At 57.9% G+C, this 17413-nt stretch carries 20 protein-coding genes and 1 other annotated feature; of the genes, 13 read left to right on the forward strand and 7 right to left on the reverse strand.

Annotated elements, in window-relative coordinates; genetic code table 11:
* The first annotated feature begins 3 nt into the window (after positions 1–3).
* From infC to btuC, 8 genes are all read left to right on the forward strand, one after another.
* Positions 4–546, forward strand: a complete 543-nt coding sequence (infC, locus tag OWK27_RS16990; RefSeq protein WP_023616141.1) for a translation initiation factor IF-3 — start codon at positions 4–6, stop codon at positions 544–546.
* A 97-nt stretch (positions 547–643) separates the two neighbouring features.
* Positions 644–841, forward strand: coding sequence for a 50S ribosomal protein L35 (gene rpmI / locus OWK27_RS16995; protein WP_001124225.1), 198 nt, complete (start codon positions 644–646; stop codon positions 839–841).
* 50 nt (positions 842–891) lie between these two features.
* Complete coding sequence (gene rplT / locus OWK27_RS17000; protein WP_000124850.1) at positions 892–1248, forward strand: 50S ribosomal protein L20; 357 nt, start codon at positions 892–894, stop codon at positions 1246–1248.
* A 116-nt stretch (positions 1249–1364) separates the two neighbouring features.
* Positions 1365–1489 (forward strand) — a sequence feature (Phe leader region).
* The gene (gene pheM / locus OWK27_RS17005) at positions 1370–1414 is read left to right on the forward strand and encodes a pheST operon leader peptide PheM (RefSeq protein ID WP_001386830.1); all 45 of its coding nucleotides are present in this window, start codon (positions 1370–1372) and stop codon (positions 1412–1414) included. (Overlaps the previous feature by 45 nt.)
* Positions 1490–1551: 62 nt before the next feature.
* Positions 1552–2535: a phenylalanine--tRNA ligase subunit alpha gene (gene pheS / locus OWK27_RS17010; RefSeq protein ID WP_033145275.1), complete on the forward strand. Its 984-nt coding sequence runs from the start codon at positions 1552–1554 to the stop codon at positions 2533–2535.
* A 15-nt stretch (positions 2536–2550) separates the two neighbouring features.
* The gene (gene pheT / locus OWK27_RS17015; protein ID WP_267590821.1) at positions 2551–4938 is read left to right on the forward strand and encodes a phenylalanine--tRNA ligase subunit beta; all 2388 of its coding nucleotides are present in this window, start codon (positions 2551–2553) and stop codon (positions 4936–4938) included.
* Positions 4939–4942: 4 nt separating this feature from the next.
* A complete protein-coding gene (ihfA, locus tag OWK27_RS17020) occupies positions 4943–5242 on the forward strand; it encodes an integration host factor subunit alpha (protein ID WP_003857805.1) in 300 nt (99 codons plus the stop codon).
* A 103-nt stretch (positions 5243–5345) separates the two neighbouring features.
* The gene (btuC, locus tag OWK27_RS17025; protein WP_267590834.1) at positions 5346–6326 is read left to right on the forward strand and encodes a vitamin B12 ABC transporter permease BtuC; all 981 of its coding nucleotides are present in this window, start codon (positions 5346–5348) and stop codon (positions 6324–6326) included.
* Between the two features lie 21 nt (positions 6327–6347).
* Here btuC and OWK27_RS17030 read toward each other — a convergent pair whose 3' ends face one another.
* Positions 6348–6674: a nitroreductase gene (locus tag OWK27_RS17030; protein ID WP_267590822.1), complete on the reverse strand. Its 327-nt coding sequence runs from the start codon at positions 6672–6674 to the stop codon at positions 6348–6350.
* Positions 6675–6900: 226 nt separating this feature from the next.
* Between OWK27_RS17030 and OWK27_RS17035 the strand changes: the two genes are divergently transcribed.
* From OWK27_RS17035 to selO, 5 genes are all read left to right on the forward strand, one after another.
* Positions 6901–7452, forward strand: a complete 552-nt coding sequence (locus OWK27_RS17035) for a glutathione peroxidase (RefSeq protein WP_148419044.1) — start codon at positions 6901–6903, stop codon at positions 7450–7452.
* Positions 7452–8207 (forward strand): vitamin B12 ABC transporter ATP-binding protein BtuD, encoded by a 756-nt coding sequence (gene btuD, locus OWK27_RS17040; protein WP_267590823.1) that lies wholly within the window; start codon positions 7452–7454, stop codon positions 8205–8207. Before OWK27_RS17035 ends, btuD begins: the two co-directional genes overlap by 1 nt.
* A 72-nt stretch (positions 8208–8279) precedes the next feature.
* Positions 8280–8744 (forward strand): C40 family peptidase, encoded by a 465-nt coding sequence (locus OWK27_RS17045; protein WP_148419040.1) that lies wholly within the window; start codon positions 8280–8282, stop codon positions 8742–8744.
* 292 nt (positions 8745–9036) lie between these two features.
* On the forward strand, positions 9037–9750 hold the full coding sequence (locus tag OWK27_RS17050) for an EAL domain-containing protein (RefSeq protein WP_148419038.1): 714 nt from the start codon (positions 9037–9039) through the stop codon (positions 9748–9750).
* A gap of 61 nt (positions 9751–9811) precedes the next feature.
* Positions 9812–11254, forward strand: coding sequence for a protein adenylyltransferase SelO (gene selO / locus OWK27_RS17055; protein ID WP_267590824.1), 1443 nt, complete (start codon positions 9812–9814; stop codon positions 11252–11254).
* Here selO and OWK27_RS17060 read toward each other — a convergent pair.
* The 6 genes from OWK27_RS17060 to hemP form a co-directional block, all read right to left on the reverse strand.
* Positions 11251–12030 (reverse strand): heme ABC transporter ATP-binding protein, encoded by a 780-nt coding sequence (locus tag OWK27_RS17060; protein WP_267590825.1) that lies wholly within the window; start codon positions 12028–12030, stop codon positions 11251–11253. The genes selO and OWK27_RS17060 overlap by 4 nt on opposite strands.
* Positions 12023–13015, reverse strand: coding sequence for a FecCD family ABC transporter permease (locus OWK27_RS17065; protein WP_267590826.1), 993 nt, complete (start codon positions 13013–13015; stop codon positions 12023–12025). Before OWK27_RS17065 ends, OWK27_RS17060 begins: the two co-directional genes overlap by 8 nt.
* A complete protein-coding gene (locus OWK27_RS17070) occupies positions 13015–13833 on the reverse strand; it encodes a heme/hemin ABC transporter substrate-binding protein (protein ID WP_267590827.1) in 819 nt (272 codons plus the stop codon). The genes OWK27_RS17065 and OWK27_RS17070 overlap by 1 nt, the downstream gene beginning before the upstream one ends.
* Positions 13830–14858, reverse strand: coding sequence for a hematinate-forming heme oxygenase ChuS (gene chuS / locus OWK27_RS17075; RefSeq protein WP_267590828.1), 1029 nt, complete (start codon positions 14856–14858; stop codon positions 13830–13832). The genes OWK27_RS17070 and chuS overlap by 4 nt, the downstream gene beginning before the upstream one ends.
* Positions 14859–14893: 35 nt before the next feature.
* Positions 14894–16876 carry a TonB-dependent hemoglobin/transferrin/lactoferrin family receptor gene (locus tag OWK27_RS17080; RefSeq protein ID WP_267590829.1) on the reverse strand — a complete coding sequence of 661 codons (1983 nt, stop codon included), beginning with the start codon at positions 16874–16876 and terminating at the stop codon, positions 14894–14896.
* A gap of 75 nt (positions 16877–16951) precedes the next feature.
* On the reverse strand, positions 16952–17140 hold the full coding sequence (gene hemP / locus OWK27_RS17085) for a hemin uptake protein HemP (protein ID WP_148419024.1): 189 nt from the start codon (positions 17138–17140) through the stop codon (positions 16952–16954).
* Positions 17141–17413: the final 273 nt, after the last annotated feature.

The raw sequence follows: 17413 nt of genomic DNA on the forward strand, positions 1-17413 counted from the left end.
GGTATTAAAGGCGGAAAACGAGTTCAAACGGCACGTCCGAATCGTATCAATGGCGAGATTCGCGCCCAGGAAGTTCGCTTAACAGGTCTGGAAGGCGAGCAGCTGGGGATTGTGAGTCTGAGAGAAGCGATCGAAAAGGCTGAAGAAGCTGGAGTAGATTTAGTTGAAATCAGCCCTAACGCCGAACCGCCAGTTTGTCGTATCATGGACTACGGCAAGTTCCTTTATGAAAAGAGTAAGTCTTCTAAGGAACAGAAGAAGAAGCAAAAAGTTATCCAGGTTAAGGAAATCAAATTCCGTCCTGGTACCGACGATGGCGATTATCAGGTAAAACTCCGCAGCCTGATTCGCTTTCTGGAAGATGGCGATAAGGCCAAGATCACGCTGCGTTTCCGCGGTCGTGAGATGGCCCACCAACAGATTGGTATGGAAGTGCTTAACCGCGTCCGTGACGATCTGAGTGAACTGGCAGTAGTCGAATCCTTCCCTACGAAGATCGAAGGCCGCCAGATGATCATGGTGCTCGCTCCTAAGAAGAAACAGTAAGGCCTTCAAGCAGCAAAATCTGTGGAGCCTTAGGGCCCCATAGGTTTTGTTCGCCTATGTTTCGTTTATTTAACAATGCGAAGTGGAAGTTATTAAAATGCCAAAAATTAAGACCGTACGCGGTGCTGCTAAGCGCTTCAAAAAAACCGGTAAAGGTGGTTTTAAGCACAAGCACGCTAACCTGCGTCACATTCTGACTAAGAAAGCTACCAAGCGTAAACGTCACCTGCGTCCAAAAGCCATGGTTTCTAAAGGCGATCTGGGCCTGGTCATCGCGTGCCTGCCGTACGCATAAGTCGTTAACGTTTAACTTTTTTAACTTAGAATAGATACAGGAGAGCACACATGGCTCGCGTAAAACGTGGTGTAATTGCACGTGCACGTCACAAGAAAATTTTGAAACAAGCTAAAGGCTACTACGGTGCGCGTTCACGCGTATACCGCGTTGCCTTCCAGGCTGTTATCAAAGCAGGTCAGTACGCTTACCGTGACCGTCGTCAGCGTAAGCGTCAGTTCCGTCAACTGTGGATTGCGCGTATCAACGCAGCAGCACGTCAGAACGGTATTTCTTACAGCAAATTCATCAACGGCCTGAAAAAAGCCTCTGTTGAAATCGACCGTAAGATCCTGGCTGACATCGCAGTATTCGACAAAGTAGCGTTCACCGCTCTGGTCGAAAAAGCGAAAGCAGCACTGGCATAAGCCAGTTGAAAGAGGGGGCTTTGCTCCCTCTTTTCATATACCCGATCAGAAGATTGACATTTACCCGTCCAGGCTTTTCAATAAGGTCTTTACGGTTTTTACCACACAAGGTAACGCAAGCATGAATGCTGCTATTTTCCGCTTCTTCTTTTACTTTAGCACCTGACTTCAGGAGGCTAGCGCGTGAAAGATGAAACGAAAAACAGCGCCAGATAAGCCTCCCGATGGAGGCTTTTTTTGTGCCTGAATTTGAGAGAATACGTCCAACAATTCGGTGTCTGCACCGACATAATGAGGAAAACCATGTCACATCTCGCAGAGCTGGTTGCCAGTGCAACGGCCGCCATTAACCAGGCCTCAGATGTTGCCGCGTTAGACAATGTCCGCGTCGAATATCTGGGCAAGAAAGGGCATCTGACCCTTCAGATGACAACCCTGCGTGAGCTGCCGGCAGAGGAGCGCCCGGCAGCAGGTGCAGTGATTAACGAAGCCAAAGAGCAGGTACAGCAGGCGCTGAACGCCCGTAAAGCCGAGCTGGAAAGCGCGGTACTGAATGCGCGCCTGGCGGCAGAAACGATCGACGTTTCTCTGCCGGGGCGTCGTATTGAAAACGGTGGTCTGCATCCGGTGACGCGTACTATCGATCGTATTGAAAGTTTCTTCGGTGAGCTCGGCTTTACCGTGGCGACTGGCCCGGAAATTGAAGATGATTACCACAACTTCGATGCCCTGAACATCCCTGGCCATCATCCGGCACGTGCTGACCACGACACTTTCTGGTTTGACGCTACCCGTCTGCTGCGCACCCAGACCTCCGGCGTTCAGATCCGTACCATGAAGGATCAGGAACCACCAATTCGCATCATCGCGCCGGGCCGCGTGTACCGTAACGACTACGATCAGACGCATACCCCAATGTTCCACCAGATGGAAGGTCTGATCGTAGATAAAAACATCAGCTTCACCAACCTGAAGGGCACGCTGCACGATTTCCTGAACAACTTCTTTGAGGAAGATTTGCAGGTTCGCTTCCGTCCGTCCTACTTCCCGTTCACTGAGCCCTCTGCGGAAGTTGACGTCATGGGTAAAAACGGTAAATGGCTGGAGGTGCTGGGCTGCGGCATGGTGCATCCAAACGTGCTGCGCAACGTGGGTATCGATCCGGAAGTTTACTCCGGCTTTGCGTTCGGTATGGGCATGGAGCGTCTGACCATGCTGCGCTACGGCGTGACCGATTTACGTGCATTCTTCGAAAACGATCTGCGTTTCCTCAAACAGTTTAAATAAGGGCAGGACAGAACAATGAAATTCAGTGAACTGTGGTTACGCGAATGGGTTAACACCACGCTGGACAGCGAAGCGCTCTCCAACCAGATCACCATGGCGGGTCTGGAAGTTGACGGTGTCGATCCGGTTTCTGGCGCCTTCACCGGCGTAGTCGTGGGTGAAGTGGTTGAGTGCGGCCAGCACCCTAACGCCGACAAGCTGCGCGTCACCAAAGTAAATGTGGGTGGCGATCGCCTGCTGGATATCGTCTGCGGCGCGCCAAACTGCCGTCAGGGCCTGAAGGTGGCCGTGGCGACCGTCGGCGCCGTGCTGCCTGGCGATTTCAAAATCAAAGCGGCGAAGCTGCGCGGCGAGCCGTCTGAGGGCATGCTGTGCTCCTTCTCCGAGCTGGGGATTTCCGACGATCACAACGGCATTATTGAGCTGCCGCTGGATGCGCCGATCGGCACCGATATTCGTGAGTACCTGAAGCTTGATGACAACACCATCGAAATCAGCGTTACGCCAAACCGTGCCGACTGCTTAGGCATTATCGGCGTGGCGCGCGACGTTGCCGTGCTGAACCAGACCGAGCTGAACGTGCCGGAGATCGCTCCGGTTGCGGCCACCATCAGCGACACGCTGCCAATTCAGGTCGACGCCGTTGATGCCTGCCCGCGCTATCTCGGTCGCGTGGTGAAAGGCATTAACGTTAAGGCGCCAACCCCGCTGTGGATGAAAGAAAAGCTGCGTCGCTGCGGTATCCGCTCTATCGACGCCGTCGTTGACGTGACCAACTACGTTCTGCTGGAGCTGGGTCAGCCGATGCACGCGTTCGATAAGGATCGTATCGAAGGCGGTATTGTAGTTCGCATGGCGAAAGAGGGCGAAACCCTGGTGCTGCTGGACGGCAGCGAAGCGAAACTGAGCGCCGATACGCTGGTTATTGCGGACCACAACAAAGCGCTGGCGATGGGCGGTATCTTCGGTGGCGAGCACTCTGGCGTCAACGACGAGACGCAAAACGTCCTGCTGGAATGCGCGTTCTTCAGCCCGCTCTCCATCACCGGCCGCGCGCGTCGTCATGGCCTGCACACGGATGCCTCTCACCGCTACGAGCGTGGCGTTGACCCGGCGCTGCAATATAAAGCGATGGAGCGAGCGACTCACCTGCTGATCGACATCTGCGGCGGTGAAGCCGGTCCGGTTATCGACGTCACTAACGAAGCGACGCTGCCGAAGCGTGCGACCATCACCCTGCGCCGCAGCAAGCTGGATCGCCTGATTGGCCATCACGTTGCCGATGCGCAGGTGACCGACATTCTGACGCGTCTGGGGTGCGACGTGACCGAAGGTCAGGACGAGTGGAAGGCCGTAGCGCCGTCCTGGCGTTTCGACATGGAGATCGAAGAAGACCTGGTGGAAGAGGTGGCCCGCGTATACGGCTACAACAACATTCCCGACGAGCCGGTGCAGGCGGGTCTGGTGATGGGCACCCATCGCGAAGCCGATCTGTCCCTGAAGCGTGTGAAAACCATGCTGAACGACAAAGGCTACCAGGAAGTGATCACCTACAGCTTCGTGGATCCTAAGCTTCAGCAGCTGATCCACCCGGGTCAGGAAGCCCTGATCCTGCCAAGCCCAATCTCCAGCGAGATGTCAGCGATGCGCCTCTCCCTGTGGACGGGCCTGCTGGGCACCATCGTTTACAACCAGAATCGTCAGCAAAACCGCGTACGCATTTTCGAAAGCGGCTTGCGCTTTGTACCGGATACTCAGGCTAATTTGGGCATCCGTCAGGATCTCATGCTGGCCGGCGCAATCAGCGGTAACCGCTACGAAGAGCACTGGGATCTGGCAAAAGGCACGGTTGATTTCTACGATATGAAGGGCGATCTGGAATCAATCCTCGATCTGACCGGTAAATTATCTGAAATTGAATTCCGCGCAGAAGCGATTCCGGCCCTGCATCCGGGCCAGAGCGCGGCGATTTATTTAGACGGCAAACGTGTTGGTTTCATTGGCGTTGTGCATCCTGAGCTGGAACGTAAGCTGGACCTCAACGGCCGTACCATCGTGTTCGAGCTGGAGTGGAGCCCGGTCGCAGACCGCGTTATTCCTCAGGCGCAGGACGTCTCGCGCTTCCCGGCAAACCGCCGTGATATCGCGGTTGTGGTCGCTGAAAACGTGCCCGCAGCAGATATTTTGGCCGAATGTAAGAAAGTTGGCGTAAATCAGGTAGTTGGCGTAAACTTATTTGACGTGTACCGCGGCAAGGGCGTAGCAGAAGGTTTCAAGAGCCTCGCTATTAGCCTTATCCTTCAGGATACCAGCCGTACACTCGAAGAAGAGGAGATTGCCGCTACCGTCGCCAAATGTGTAGAGGCATTAAAAGAGCGATTCCAGGCATCATTGAGGGATTGAACCTATGGCGCTTACAAAAGCTGAAATGTCAGAATATCTGTTTGATAAGCTTGGGCTTAGCAAACGGGATGCCAAAGAGCTGGTAGAGCTGTTTTTCGAAGAGATCCGTCGTGCTCTGGAAAATGGTGAGCAGGTAAAACTCTCCGGTTTTGGCAATTTTGATTTGCGAGACAAAAACCAACGTCCGGGCCGTAACCCGAAGACGGGGGAAGATATTCCCATTACAGCCCGCCGCGTGGTGACCTTCAGACCCGGCCAGAAGTTGAAAAGCCGTGTCGAAAACGCAACGCCCAAAGCAGAGTAATATGAACTAACTAAAAAGGCCGCCCACGCGGCCTTTTTTCTTTGCGCTATTTGCTAAACCCGCCGTAAAATCAATGATATCTCAATCTGATAACCTGTCGCCTATGCTTGATCTTGCCTGTCGCCAGCGCCGCTCCGATCTCTACCGCCTGTCTCTGCTCGGGATGCTGTTGATTATCGCCACCACGGTCAGCCTGTGCGCGGGCGATCGGTGGCTGGGGCCGGAACGCTGGTTTACCCCAGACGGGCAGCTCTTTGTCTGGCAGATCCGCCTGCCGCGGACGCTGGCCGTCATTCTGGTCGGCGCGGCGCTGGCGCTGTGCGGCACGATCATGCAGGCGTTGTTCGAAAACCCGCTGGCGGAGCCCGGGCTACTCGGCGTCTCGAATGGGGCTGGCGTCGGGCTTATCGCCGCCGTAATGCTGGGGGGAGGAGAGCTCTCCTCCTGGGGCATTAGCCTAAGCGCCATTCTCGGGGCGCTGCTGATCACCGTCATTCTCCTGCGCTTTGCCCGACGTCACTTATCAACCAGCCGGCTGCTGCTGGCCGGGGTCGCGCTGGGGATCATCTGTAGCGCGCTGATGACCTGGGCCGTCTACTTTTCAACCTCATTTGACCTGCGCCAGCTGATGTACTGGATGATGGGCGGCTTTGGTGGCGTTGACTGGCGTCAGGGGTGGCTGATGGCGCTTCTGATCCCGGTGATCCTGTGGACGGCGCTTCAGGCGCAGCCGCTTAATATTCTGGCGCTGGGCGAAACGTCTGCCCGCCAGCTCGGGATGCCGATTGGATTCTGGCGCAACGTGCTGGTTGTCGCCATCGGCTGGATGGTTGGGGTCAGCGTGGCGCTGGCGGGCGCGATTGGCTTTATCGGGCTGGTGATCCCGCATATGCTGCGCCTGTGTGGCATTACGGACCACCGAACCCTGCTCCCGTCCTCGGCGATTGCCGGGGCGGCAACGCTCCTGATTGCCGACATCATCGCCCGGCTCGCCCTGACGGCCGCAGAGCTGCCGATCGGCGTAGTGACCGCAACGCTGGGCGCGCCGGTCTTTATCTGGCTACTTTTAAAGGCTGGTCGCTGAACGGAATGATATTTACTCTAATTAGCTCCCCGATACGCCTGATTTATCGGCATCGACGCTTACGCTGACGTTAAGCCTTTTCGCTTCCATCGTTATTATTTTTTGAGCAAGATCCTTATTGCCACAGTGCACCCGGTCTATCAGTTTTTGTACGAGTGTCATCATTAAAAACGGCTGATTGGCAGGATAAAAATCAGCCATATCAATGCCGCGATCCGACAGTTCCCGGTGTGCGTCTTTCTCTGTTTTTTCAATAAGGCTAGTTACTTCCTCACTCATTTTATCGATATGGTCGAAGACAATACGATTGATAATGTCAATTTGCTCAGGCGTAAAGGTCTTTGTCATTCGGGCTCACCTTTTAAAGTTATAAGTATCCAGAATGATATCATAGCCTGACCAGGCGCGATTTTTGCCCTGTCTCGCGGGCCTTCTCCGACAGAAATGCAGCTAATTAATTGGTTTTCATGTAAAATTATGATTGATAAAAGAATTATGGAGTCAGGCTTTAATCTGACTACTATTAAAAGCTGGACGTTAAAACACACCCCGTAAGTCAACCTGAGGGCATGCTATGCAGTCTGATATTCTGAATACCGAAGTGACCACCATTGACGGTGAGAAAACCACGCTGGAAGGCTACAAAGGCAAGGTGTTGCTCATCGTTAACGTGGCGTCGAAATGTGGTCTCACGCCGCAGTATGAACAGCTGGAAAATATTCATAAAGCCTGGGAGAAAGACGGCTTTTGCGTGCTGGGTTTCCCGTGCAACCAGTTTCTGGGGCAGGAGCCCGGCAGCGAAGAGGAGATTAAGACCTTTTGCAGCACCACCTATGGCGTGACGTTCCCGATGTTCAGCAAGATTGACGTGAATGGCGACAATCGTCATCCCCTGTATGCCAAACTGGTGGCCGCTGCGCCAGCCGCCGTCGCGCCGGAAGAGAGCGGCTTCTATGAGCGTATGGCGAGTAAAGGCCGCGCGCCGCTCTATCCGGACGATATTCTGTGGAACTTCGAAAAATTCCTGATTGGTCGCGACGGGCAGGTGGTTCAGCGTTTTTCACCTGACATGACCCCTGAAGATCCTATCGTGATGGAATCTATCAAGCTGGCGCTGGCGAAATAATGACGCTGCTGATGCAGCTCACAGACGTTGCCGACAAGGGACGTCTTGAGCCTGTTACCGCTACGGTCAACGCAGGTGAAATTCTTCACCTGGTTGGGCCAAACGGCGCAGGGAAAAGCACGCTGCTGGCGCGTATGGCGGGGTTAACCTCCGGGCAGGGGGAGATTACCTTTCTCGGGCAATCTCTCGTTGAATGGCAGCCCGCCTCACTCGCTACCCGTCGAAGCTACCTGGTACAGCAGCAGGTAGCGCCCTTTGCGATGCCCGTCTGGCACTACCTGACGCTGCATCTTCACGATAAGCATCAGGTGGCATTGCTCAACGAGGTTGCTGCGGCGCTCGGGTTAGACGACAAACTCACCCGTCAGGCCAGCCGGCTTTCCGGCGGTGAGTGGCAGCGCGTGCGGCTGGCCGCCGTCATCCTTCAGGTCCATCCGGCGGGGAATCCTCACGGGCGCTTGCTGCTGCTGGACGAGCCGATGAGCGGGCTGGATGTTGCCCAGCAGGCGGCGCTGGATACCCTGCTCGGCGCGCTCTGCCGCAAGGGCATGACCATTGTGATGAGCAGCCACGATTTAAACCATACCCTGCGCCACGCGCATCGGGTGTGGCTGCTGGCGCGCGGCAGGCTGATTGCCAGCGGGGCGCGGGACAGCGTGCTGACCCCGCCCAATCTGGCGAGCGCCTATCACATGTCGTTCCGGAGGCTGGATATTGAGGGACACAGGATGCTCATTTCCACGGCTCAGGAGTGACCCTCCTTGCACAGCGGCATAGATGCACGCTAAATTACCGAAAGAATAAAAAAAGCAGAGGATTCGTCTGAAATGCGATTCTGGTTTCTCCTTGTTGGCGCGCTATTTCTGGCGGGATGCAGTAGCCATCGTGCCCCTCCGCCTAACCCGCGGCTTTCCGATTCCATAACGGTCATTGCCAGCCTGAACGATCAGCTCAGCAACTGGCGCGGTACACCCTATCGTTACGGCGGCATGAGCCGGGGCGGGGTGGACTGCTCGGGCTTCGTGCTGATGACCTTCCGCGATAAATTTGATTTACAGCTGCCGCGTGAAACGCGGATGCAGGCGGAAATCGGCACCGAAATTGATAAAGACGAGCTCCTGCCCGGCGATCTGGTCTTCTTTAAAACAGGCTCCGGTGAAAATGGCCTGCATGTGGGCATTTATGATACCGACAACCAGTTCATTCACGCCTCAACCAGCCGCGGCGTGATACGCTCCTCTCTCGATAATGTTTACTGGCGAAAAAACTTCTGGCAGGCCAGACGTATTTAACCGGTGAAAGCGATGCAGCTGCTGCGAGCCTGGTGGTGAATAAAAGCGCCAGGCTTTTCTCGCAGTAAGATTAAAGTAAAATTTGTGCCAAATTATTTACCCTGGTAAGTGCCTGTTTTATCTAAAACTGGCTATTATTCACTTTCCAGGATAAAATTATTTTAGATTCAGGGAAAAATCTGAAAATTAATACGGAAAGAATGAAACTAATCTTATTAAAATCAAGACAGTGGAATTGTGCCTGCAATTGCTTCAGGATGTACTCTCTCATCTTTAATGCAGGGCGAGCGCGATGATAATTACGCTAGATAATGCTTACCAGTCTGAACTTTTACTGCTTCCGGCGCGTGATAGTGCAGGTTTGCTTAAAGGTTTAGAAATCGTGGTTAACTTTACTGGCGTAGGTACGGACGTGCGGATCCCTACTGAACTGGTTATCCCGCATCTTTCTAAGGAAGATGAATTAGCCCTGTTTCAGGAAAAACTACAATTACTCGATACCTGTAAGCTATTTTTTATTCAGCATCAGTTAATTGCATGGATCAATATTACACCTGCAACTGTTGAATTTTTATTAACTAATGGGAACGTTGTTTCAATTCTTGAACGTTATCCATTTCTTGAGTTTACTGTTAATGAGAACTATCCAGGTTTAAATAACGGGAAAGACGATCCCGACCTAGCAAGAATGGCGATCCATTTCCCCTTAGTGCTGGCTAACTTTGGTGCCGGAGCTGCATCCCTGAAGCCGGTTTATGATGGTTTGTTCAGGCGGGTCATTCTGGATAAGAATTTTATCCAGCAGCGCGTGTCGGCGCTCTCTTTTGAACCGTTTATGCGCGCCATTCTCTGGCAAATCGCGCCGCATTGTCAGTCGGTAATGGTCGCGGGTATTGACGAGCACGGCATATTACAGCGCGTGCTGCCCTTCAATTTTGACGCCATGCAGGGAACCCTGTGGCCTGCCGTCCCGGCAGAGCGGGTTACCACCCTCGTACAGCAATAACCCCTTTCTTCGCCCGTGTTTACGTTCAGGGAAACCCTCTACACTTAAAGCAGGAGGACTTATGACCCTGTCTTTTACTGCCCACTGGCACGATGAACTACCCGGCTTCTACACCGCGCTTAAGCCAACGCCCTTACAGAACGCGCGCCTGATCTGGCATAACGATGCGTTAGCGGACTCGCTCGGTATCCCTTCGGCGCTTTTTCAGCCGGAAAAGGGCGCCGGCGTCTGGGGCGGCGAAACGCTGCTTCCGGGCATGAAGCCGCTGGCCCAGGTGTATAGCGGACATCAGTTTGGCGTCTGGGCAGGGCAACTCGGCGACGGCCGGGGGATCCTGCTGGGCGAACAGTTACTCCCGAACGGCGACACGCTTGACTGGCACCTGAAGGGCGCAGGTCTTACCCCGTATTCCCGCATGGGCGACGGCCGCGCGGTGCTGCGTTCCACCATCCGCGAAGGGCTGGCCTCCGAGGCGATGCACGCGCTGAGGATCCCCACCTCACGGGCGCTGTCGATTGTCACCAGCGATACTCCGGTTGCCCGCGAGACGATGGAGCAGGGGGCGATGCTGATCCGCGTTGCCGGGAGCCACCTGCGCTTCGGCCATTTTGAACACTTCTACTACCGCCGGGAGCCGGACAAGGTTCGCCAGCTTGCCGATTACGCCATTCGCCGCCACTGGCCGCAGCTGCAAAACGAACCGGACCGCTACGTTGCCTGGTTCCGCGATATCGTCGCGCGCACCGCCAGGATGATTGCCCGCTGGCAGGCCGTCGGCTTTGCGCACGGCGTAATGAATACGGACAATATGTCCCTGTTGGGGCTGACGTTTGACTACGGTCCGTACGGCTTCCTTGATGACTATCAGCCGGGCTACGTCTGTAACCACTCGGATTATCAGGGACGTTACCGTTTCGACAATCAGCCCGCGGTGGGGCTGTGGAACCTCCAGCGTCTTGCGCAAAGCCTGTCGCCGTTTATCGACGTCGATGCCCTGAACGATGCCCTCGACGGCTATCAGGAGGTTTTACTGCGGGAATACGGCGCGCTGATGCGCAGCAAGCTGGGGCTCATGACCCAGGAAAAAGGCGATAACGAGTTGCTGAACGGGCTGTTTGCGCTGATGGCGCGCGAGGGCAGCGACTATACCCGCACCTTCCGCATGCTCAGCCAGACCATGCAGCAGAGCGCCGCCTCGCCGCTGCGCGACGAGTTCATCGACAGGCAGGCGTTTGACGACTGGTTTGCCGCCTACCGCGCGCGTTTGCAGCAGGAACAAATTGAAGATGACGTCCGCCAGACGCAGATGAAGGCGGTGAACCCGGCGATGGTGTTGCGTAACTGGCTGGCGCAGCGAGCAATCGAGCAGGCGGAGCGGGGGGATTATGCCGAGCTGCACCGGCTGCACATCGCGCTGCGCACGCCGTTTGCCGACCGGGATGATGACTACGTCAGCCGCCCGCCGGACTGGGGCAAGCGGCTGGAGGTGAGCTGCTCAAGCTAGGGCGCGAGGAAAACCTGCGGCGCGGCGTGCGTCGGATGTTTGCTGACGTGCACCTGCGCACCGTACCACCGGGCCAGCGCGTCGGCCTGCAAAACCGCCTCCGGCGTTCCCCGGGAGACGATCCGTCCGTCGTGCAACAGCAGGATCCGATCCGCCCATAGCGCGGCAAGATTGAGGTCGTGCAGCACCACGCAGGCGTGGAGATTGCCCTGCCCGGTCAGCGATTTCAGCAGGCGCAGCAGGTGCTGCTGGTGGTAGAGATCCAGCGCCGAGGTGGGTTCATCGAGAAACAGCCAGCCGCGGGGCGTGCCGTCACGCCACAGCTGCGCCAGCGCGCGGGCCAGCTGGACGCGCTGCTGCTCGCCGCCCGAGAGGGCATGATAGCGTCTGCCGGCCAGCGGCATACAGCCGGTCAGGAGCATCACCTCACGCACGATCTCTGGCTCAGGATAACGCGTCCAGGGCGCGCGGCCCATTCCGACTACCGCCTCCACCTGCCAGTCAAAGCCAAGCTGCGTCTGCTGACGCATCACCGCCCGGTAGCGGGACAGGGTTTGCGGATCCCATTGGCCGAGGGCTTTCCCCGCCAGCGAACAGCCCCCGCTGGTGGGCTTCAGGTAGCCGGTCAGCAGCCGCAGCAGCGTGGATTTCCCCGCGCCGTTAGGCCCAATCAGCGTAACCAGCTCTCCTTGCGATAGTGACAGCGAGACGTTCTCAACCAGCGTGCTTCCGGACAGGGAGAACGTCAGGTTTTCAGCCGCATAACGTTCAGCCATGCTGCCCTCCACGACGGAAAATCAACCACAGAAACCAGGGCGCACCGAGAATGCTGGTGAGCAGGCCGACGGGCATTTCAGCCGGAGCCACCAGGGTGCGCGCGACCGTATCGGCCACCAGCAGCAGAATAGCGCCGGCAAGCACCGCGCCGGGAACGGTAGCGCGGTGATCGGCACCCAGCCACATGCGCATCAGGTGCGGCACCACCAGCCCGACAAAGCCGATTACCCCGCTGACGGCGACAGCAGCGGCTACCAGCAGGGCGCTGCACAGCAGCAAGATCCGCTGCACCACCGCAACGTCCACGCCAAGGTAATGTGCTTCCTCTTCGCCGAGCTGGAGGAGGTTTAACGCGCCGGCACAGCGCCAGATCGCCAGAGCGGCAGGCACCATCAGCGAGGTCACGGCCAGCAGCGTTGACCACTGCGCCTGGCCGAGGCTGCCCATACCCCAGAGCGAAAGCTGACGAAGCTGAGCGTCATTGCTGACCCACGAAAGCACGCCCACGGCCGCACCGCACAGGGCATTGATGGCGATACCCACCAGCAGCAGGCGAGACAGGGAGCTATGACGCTGCTGGCTGAGCAGGAAGATCGCCCCTGTGGCCGCCAGCGCCCCAATGAATGCCGCCAGCATGGGAGCGTAAAGCATGACCAGCGCGGGCAGCGAGAGCGGGAGAACCACCCACAGGGCGACGGCCAGCGCCGCGCCGCTGCTGATCCCGAGCAGGCCCGGGTCGGCCAGCGGATTGCGAAACAGCCCCTGCATCACGCACCCCGCCAGCGCCAGCGACCCGCCAATCACCAGCGCCAGCAGCACGCGGGGCAGGCGAATGGTCAGCCAGATCTGGCGCAGCGTCTCGTCGCTGCCGCTCCACAGCACGTTCGCCGGCAGGCGTAACGCGCCAAACCCCGTGGCCGTGAAGGTCATGACGGTGAGCAACGCCGCCAGCAGCCACAGGGATAGCGTAACGCGCCGCGACATCAGGGCAGTTGCTCCGCTCTGGCGCGCAGCTGCTGAATGGCTTGCGGCGTGCGCACGCTAAAGCCGAGCAGCGCCATGTCATCAATCGCCAGCACCTGCCGGTGACGTCCTGCCGGGGTTTGCGCCAGGCCGGGTAACTTCCACAGATTCTCTTCACCGCCCAGGGCGTTAACGCCGTCCTGCGAAATTACCACCAGATCCGGCCGGCTGGCGATTACGCCCTCCTGCGAAAGCGGCTGATAGCGGCTAAAGCCCTGCATGGCGTTCTGCAACCCGGCGGCACGTATTGCCGCATCCGCGCCGGTCTGTTGCCCGGCAGCCATCGCGGTCATCCCGCCGTGGTTGAGGATAAACAGCACGCGCTTGTTGAGCGGCGATGACGGCAGCGCCGCCATCTCCTGACGCAGCGAGCCGCGCAGGGCTTCACCCTGCTGCTCCCGGTGCGTCGCCTGAGCAATGACCCGCACCTTCTCGTCAATCACGCTCAGGTCAGGACGACCGGGTACGGTGACCACCCTGACGCGGCTCTGTTCTACCTGCTTAAGCGCCAGGGACGGCTGTGCCTGGTCGCTCGCCAGCACCAGCGTCGGGCGCACGGATAAAATGCCTTCCGCATTGAGCTGGCGCAGATAGCCCACGTCAGGTAGCGCGTCCGCCGCCTGCGGCCACCGGCTGGTGCTGTCGCGCGCAACCAGGGAAGACGCCGCGCCGAGGGCATAGACGATCTCCGTCACGTCGCCGCCAAGGGCGACGATTCGCTCCGGCGCGGCGACGGCGGCCAGCGGCAGGGCGAAGAGCAGGGCAAACCATTTTTTCATGCGGCCAGCCCTTCTGGCGTCAGGGCGTCGATCTGGCTGCGCCACTGGCTTTGCTCCGGATCGCCTTCGGTACGCTGTCCGTACAGCTGTGCGATTTGCGTACCATCCGCAGCAAACAGCTCCAGGCTGGTGACGTGACCGTCCGCCGTGGGCTTGCGCGTCACCCAGGTCTCCGCGATAGTCTCCTCAAGCAGATGGAGGGTAAAGGTTGGGTTGAAGATGTTCAGCCAGCCCTTCATCGGGACCAGTTTTTCCACCGCGCCGGTGAAGATCTGCACGCAGCCGCGGTTGCCGACAAAGATCATGATCTCGTTACCGTCTCGCCGCGCCGCCTCCAGCAGCTGTGCCAGCGCGCCGTTCTCTACCTTACAGGCCAGGTCGTCGCTCACCAGGCGAAACGCCTGCTGGCGACTCAGGTTGTGGCGCCTGAGCAGGGTGAAGAACTGGTGCACGTCGGTCATGGCGCGCCACTCTTTCTCCACCGTGCCCGCATCGGCCCGTTCCGCGTGAGCGGGGGCGTCGGCCGCTTTCAGCTCCAGCGCGGGGTTATCGGCAAAGATAAAGCGGGTCAGCACGTCGCCCCAGGCGGACAGGTCAGTGTTATCCGTGGCGTAGACCTTCAGCAAAGCGTCGCCCTGACGATCGAAGAACTGAATGCTCTGACGTTCGCCGCGCGGGGTCGTTTCGCTGAGATGAAACGCGCTCGCCCACTGGTTGAGGAACAAACGCAGATCCAGCGCGCGCGGGTTCAGCACCAGCCCGGCATGGCCGCCAAGATGCTGGTTAGTAAACGCCCCGACCTGTTCGTGAACGGCGTATTCGTTACGGCAGATGCACTTTGTTTCGCCCACGGACTCCAGCGCAGCCAGAATGTCGCGCGTTTCACCGCGCAGCCGCCAGGCGTCGTGGCCGACGCGCGCCCGGGCCAGCTCCGCTTCGCGGATGTTCATCAAACCGGCGATGTCGCGCGCGTACTTACCCGGATGCGCTTCTTTTAGCTCAAGCCAGCGTGTGTAGTGACTCATTGTCTTATCCTTCTGAATCGTTGCCCCGAAGGGAATTACCATTGATAACTGACGAAGATCTTGCCGTTGCGGCCATCCTGCGGGATGCCCTGCGGTGACCAGTAGGCTTTGTCAAAGGCGTTCCCCAGCACGAGGGTGGTGGTGATACCTTTGAACTGCTGCTGGCCTTTATAGCTGACGTAGAAATCGTTCACCGCATAGCCCGGCTGCTCGCTGTAGCTGCTGCTGACGTGCGTGGAGCGTTCGACGAAGGTGCCGATCCAGCCCACGGAGAAGCCGCTTTGCGCCACCGGAACGTCCAGCTTGCTGGTAACGGTGTCCGGGTTAATGCTGGAGATATACTCGCCCGTGCCGGTGTCCTTGCCGCGCGTGCGGTTGTAGGCCACGTCGAGGTTGAACAGGTCGGTCGAGTAGGTCGCCATCATGTCCCAGCCCCATATTTTGGCGTCAGGCACGTTATAGGACATGGTCGTGGCCGCCGCAAAATTGACGGTGGTGGAGATGTAATCTTTCGCTTTGGTGTCGAAGTAGCTGGCTTTGAACTCCAGCGCGTCGTTGGCAAGCATCAGGTCGTCGAAGCGCAGCCCAAAACCGAACTCCTGGGTTTCGTTGGTTTCAGGACGCAGGTTCGGGTTTGGCACCCAGTAGTTGGTGTAGAAGCTGCCAATAGAGAAGTGCTTCGAGTCGTTATACATTTCGCCCATGGTCGGCGCGCGGAAGGCCTGCGCGTAAGAGCCGAACAGCATCAGCCAGTCGGCAGGGCTCACGGTTATCCCGGCGCGCGACGACCACTTATCCGCGTTCACGTCGGCGTAACCGTCGCTGCTGCCTCGGTAGTTGTCGTAACGCGTACCGCCGAGAAGCGTGACCGGCAGATCGCGAAGGGTGATCTCATCCTGCAGCCAGCCGGAGCTGAAGTCGATCTTCGCGTCCGGGAAGCCGGTTGTCGCGCCGCCGGGGCGTTGTTCCTGACGGTAGTATTCGCCCCCGTAGGTCAGAAGGTGCGAGGCGAAGGAGTCGCTGAACAGGCGGGTGCGGTTTTCCACTTTGCCGCCTTTGGTGGTCTGCTTGCGGAACTCGCCGCTGCTGTCGATGTTCTGGGCGTTAATCCGCGCTTCGGACCAGTAAATTTTCGCATCGGCGTTCAGCCACTCGTTTCCGGCCGGGGCGATGCGGTAGCCAAGCTGGGCATCGCGCTGGATAGTAGAGCGATCGGTCATCGGGTTACTGCTGCTGGCGTCCGTGGTTTGCGGGTTTTTCGGCTCCCGCGCGTCGTTGTTGTAGTAGCGCAGCGAGCCGCTCAGCGTCTGGGCCGGATCGATTTTCCAGCTTCCCTTCGCCAGCATATTGTTAATGGACTCGTCGTTTGGCGCGGTCGCGCCGTCGCTCTGGCGAATGTCGCCGCGATCGCGGCTGGACCAGGAGACCAGCCCGTCCAGCGTGTCGGTGCGGCCATAGGCGCTGGCCCCCATCCCGATGCTGCGATCGCCCGTCGCGCCGGTCCCGAATACGCGGTAGCCGCTGTTTTTGCCAGTTTCCAGCAGATCGCTGGCGTCGGCGGTGTCATAGGAAATCACGCCTCCCAGCGCGCCGCTGCCGTACAGCAGCGCGGAAGGGCCGCGCACCACCTCGATACGTTTGATCAGCGCCGGGTCAAGGAACGTGCTGTTCAGGTGTCCGGTATCGGTGCCCTGGCGCACGCCGTCTACCAGCACCAGCACGCCGCGGCGGTCGTAGCCCCTGAGGTTGACGTCCTGGCCGTTAGTGCGCCCGGTGCCGTCCAGCGTCAGGCCGGGTACCCTGCGCAGCAGGTCGGCGGCAGAGCTGGTGGTCTGGTTTTCCGGCGCGGTGGCGTCGATGACGCTCACCATCATCGGGGCTTCAAAGGCGCTGCGGGCGTTGCCGGTGGCGGTTACGGTGATATCGTCCGCGGCGGCAGACGCAACGCCCGGCAGGGTGCTGACAATCGCCAGCGCCAGAAGCGACGGGCGTAAAGACGCGGATTGCAGGTGTGGCATAGCAACTCTCCATAAGAATTGAAAAGCGCTGGCTGCCTGGGGATCACCTGGGTGGCTGGCGAAGGTTGTTCTGGTTTATTTAGTCAGAATAAGCTTTCCGGCATTGGTCTGGCGCAACAGATAGTGTTGCCCGTCATGCTCGATAATCACCCGGCCCGCTTCACCGAGCAGGCTCTTACTGTCGATGCGGCGATCGCCGGGAGCAGGGGATGGCGCTGTGTGTGCTTTAGGTTGCGTTGCCGTGCTGTTATCTGTGGGTGACATAATGTTTATAAATAACAATCAATGTAACAATGATAATCATTATCAATAAACTGTATTTTCACAGCAAGCATTTTTGTGAAAATTGTGTGACGGGATCAAATTTGGGGGGAAGAGATGCGGCCTGATGCCCTCACCCTTCTCCCTCTCCCTGTACGGTCCGGGGACATGGTAGACAGGTGTTCGGGGACATGGTGAACACTTTTTAACATCCTTTACCCATGGTGATCGACTTTTTCTTCAGGTCGATCACCCCCACTTTCGTGCTGTACCACC

The organism is Enterobacter cloacae complex sp. 2022EL-00788 (assembly GCF_026627565.1).
Classification (GTDB): domain Bacteria; phylum Pseudomonadota; class Gammaproteobacteria; order Enterobacterales; family Enterobacteriaceae; genus Enterobacter; species Enterobacter pasteurii.

What these genes read in the sequence shown, in the direction of transcription:
- rpmI (WP_001124225.1), top strand. Translation starts at nt 644, where the DNA reads ATGCCAAAAATTAAGACCGTACGCGGTGCTGCTAAGCGCTTCAAAAAA.
- rplT (WP_000124850.1), top strand. Translation starts at nt 892, where the DNA reads ATGGCTCGCGTAAAACGTGGTGTAATTGCACGTGCACGTCACAAGAAA.
- pheS (WP_033145275.1), top strand. Translation starts at nt 1,552, where the DNA reads ATGTCACATCTCGCAGAGCTGGTTGCCAGTGCAACGGCCGCCATTAAC.
- pheT (WP_267590821.1), top strand. Translation starts at nt 2,551, where the DNA reads ATGAAATTCAGTGAACTGTGGTTACGCGAATGGGTTAACACCACGCTG.
- ihfA (WP_003857805.1), top strand. Translation starts at nt 4,943, where the DNA reads ATGGCGCTTACAAAAGCTGAAATGTCAGAATATCTGTTTGATAAGCTT.
- btuC (WP_267590834.1), top strand. Translation starts at nt 5,346, where the DNA reads ATGCTTGATCTTGCCTGTCGCCAGCGCCGCTCCGATCTCTACCGCCTG.
- OWK27_RS17030 (WP_267590822.1), bottom strand. Translation starts at nt 6,674, where the DNA reads ATGACAAAGACCTTTACGCCTGAGCAAATTGACATTATCAATCGTATT.
- OWK27_RS17035 (WP_148419044.1), top strand. Translation starts at nt 6,901, where the DNA reads ATGCAGTCTGATATTCTGAATACCGAAGTGACCACCATTGACGGTGAG.
- btuD (WP_267590823.1), top strand. Translation starts at nt 7,452, where the DNA reads ATGACGCTGCTGATGCAGCTCACAGACGTTGCCGACAAGGGACGTCTT.
- OWK27_RS17045 (WP_148419040.1), top strand. Translation starts at nt 8,280, where the DNA reads ATGCGATTCTGGTTTCTCCTTGTTGGCGCGCTATTTCTGGCGGGATGC.
- OWK27_RS17050 (WP_148419038.1), top strand. Translation starts at nt 9,037, where the DNA reads ATGATAATTACGCTAGATAATGCTTACCAGTCTGAACTTTTACTGCTT.
- selO (WP_267590824.1), top strand. Translation starts at nt 9,812, where the DNA reads ATGACCCTGTCTTTTACTGCCCACTGGCACGATGAACTACCCGGCTTC.
- OWK27_RS17060 (WP_267590825.1), bottom strand. Translation starts at nt 12,030, where the DNA reads ATGGCTGAACGTTATGCGGCTGAAAACCTGACGTTCTCCCTGTCCGGA.
- OWK27_RS17065 (WP_267590826.1), bottom strand. Translation starts at nt 13,015, where the DNA reads ATGTCGCGGCGCGTTACGCTATCCCTGTGGCTGCTGGCGGCGTTGCTC.
- OWK27_RS17070 (WP_267590827.1), bottom strand. Translation starts at nt 13,833, where the DNA reads ATGAAAAAATGGTTTGCCCTGCTCTTCGCCCTGCCGCTGGCCGCCGTC.
- chuS (WP_267590828.1), bottom strand. Translation starts at nt 14,858, where the DNA reads ATGAGTCACTACACACGCTGGCTTGAGCTAAAAGAAGCGCATCCGGGT.
- OWK27_RS17080 (WP_267590829.1), bottom strand. Translation starts at nt 16,876, where the DNA reads ATGCCACACCTGCAATCCGCGTCTTTACGCCCGTCGCTTCTGGCGCTG.
- hemP (WP_148419024.1), bottom strand. Translation starts at nt 17,140, where the DNA reads ATGTCACCCACAGATAACAGCACGGCAACGCAACCTAAAGCACACACA.